The organism is Pandoraea sp. E26 (assembly GCF_000681415.1).
Classification (GTDB): domain Bacteria; phylum Pseudomonadota; class Gammaproteobacteria; order Burkholderiales; family Burkholderiaceae; genus Pandoraea; species Pandoraea pnomenusa.
On record NZ_AYXJ01000073.1, the window covers coordinates 1 to 1,690 of the forward strand.

General features: G+C 64.3%; 3 protein-coding genes. 1 reads left to right on the forward strand and 2 read right to left on the reverse strand.

All coding sequences use genetic code 11. The features are described 5' to 3' along the window. The coding region (locus tag W930_RS28880) for an autotransporter outer membrane beta-barrel domain-containing protein (protein ID WP_036656521.1) at window positions 1–428 on the forward strand (428 nt) is incomplete at its 5' end. Between the two features lie 70 nt (window positions 429–498). Here the strand turns inward: W930_RS28880 and W930_RS0125115 are convergent. Together W930_RS0125115 and W930_RS28885 are read right to left on the reverse strand one after the other, a co-directional pair. Further along, window positions 499–1,254 carry an IclR family transcriptional regulator gene (locus W930_RS0125115; RefSeq protein WP_023871978.1) on the reverse strand — a complete coding sequence of 252 codons (756 nt, stop codon included), beginning with the start codon at window positions 1,252–1,254 and terminating at the stop codon, window positions 499–501. Between the two features lie 155 nt (window positions 1,255–1,409). Beyond that, window positions 1,410–1,690 (reverse strand): zinc-binding dehydrogenase (locus W930_RS28885; protein ID WP_235195586.1); only part of this gene is annotated, 281 nt, incomplete at its 5' end.

Consider the following 1,690-nt stretch of genomic DNA (forward strand, 5'->3'; position numbering starts at 1 on the left):
TGATCGTCACGCCGCGCGTGGGCGCGCGTTACGCGTATTACCACGGCCAGAGTCTGTCGGAGACGGGACCGAGCAGCCAGAATCTCGGTGTCAGCCGTATCGATCTGCGCAGTTTGCAGCCGTATGTCGGGGTGTCGCTTGGTTTGCCACTGGCCTCGCCGTCAGGGCGCGCGGCGATGATCGAAGCGCGCGTCGGCTATGCCTATGAGACGTTGAATGCCGGGCGCGACGTTGCCGTGACGGCCGCCGACGGCACCGGTTTCGTGATCGCGGGAATCTCGCCATCGCGCGGCATGCTGACGGCGGGCGTCGGCGCGAAGCTGCCGCTGGGCAAGACGCTCGATCTCGACGTGAACCTCGACGCCTTGCTCGGCACCGGCAATACGTCGGCGCAAGCGGCTCGAGTGGGGCTCACTTATCGCTTCTGAGGGGGCGGCGACTTGCGCGACCCGCTGCCGATCTGCCTCGACGGCGCACTGCGCTCAAAGTCACAACGGGTCACTGGGGCGCGTAGCTCTTTGCGGCTTCGGTCGAGATGCGCGAGGCGGCTTCGCGCAGCAGTTCGAGCAGCTTTTCGTGATTCATGAATTCGAGGCGCCGGATCGGGATCACCAGTGCAAGCGCACCGACGGCGAGCGCCGATTGGCCGAGGATCGGCACCGCGATGGCCCCCACATCGGCTTCGAGTTCGCCTTTCGAGATGTAGTAGCCAGCCTTGCGCGTCTCGTGCAGCCGCGCGATGAACTCGTCGGCCGACCTGCCCATGCCTGCCGCGGCAATGCTCTCCGCATGCTTGTTGTACAGCCGCGTGAGCTTGCCCTTTGGCATGGTCGAGAGAATGACCTTGGGCGCGCCGCCAAGAAACAACGGCCGTGGCCGCCCGCGTCCGTAGGCCAGATGCAGGCCGTCGGGGCCCGACTCGCGATGTGTATCGACGATCTCGTCGTCGAAGATGCGCGTCATCACGGAGTCGCACCCCGTCTGCGCCGACAGTTCGCGCATCAACGGCTGACCGACTCGCAGCAGCGGGTCGATGCTGCGCAGCTGATAGTCGAGCTTGATGATGCGTGGGCCGAGTTCATAGCTGCCGTCGCCAAGGCGCAACAGCAACCCTGATCCGACCAACTCGCGCAGGTAGCGATAGCCGGTCGGCACCGAGCAACCGAGGTGATGGCAGATCGCTTCGGTCGACCATGTCGGGGCCTCGACGGTGAACATGTCGAGAATGGACAGCATTTTGGTAAGACTGGACATCGCGGGTTGTTTTGAATGAGGTGCACCCTGAGCCGGGCACGAATTTCCATATTCTAACCAACGAACGACCAATACCGTACCGCGAGCGCTGAAAAGCATCTCGACTTTCAAATGGCGATATCGACTGCCGGTTCATGCGGGCGCCTCGGAATCGGTCAGGACTGCGGCAGCAGCACGATCTTGCCGGCCACATCGCCCTCTTCCAGACGTTGATGCGCCTGCGCGGCCTGCCCCAGCGGCAGCGTGCACGAGATCACCGGCCGTATTTGCGTCCCCAGACGGGGCCAGACGTTGTCGGCCAGCGCGGCGGCGATGACCGCCTTTTCGGCCAGAGGCAAGGGCCGCAACAGCGAGCCCGTAACGACACCCTCTTTCTGCATGAGCGCGCGAAGCGGGAATTGCATGTCCGAGCTGCCGCCCGGCGACAGGTGAACGA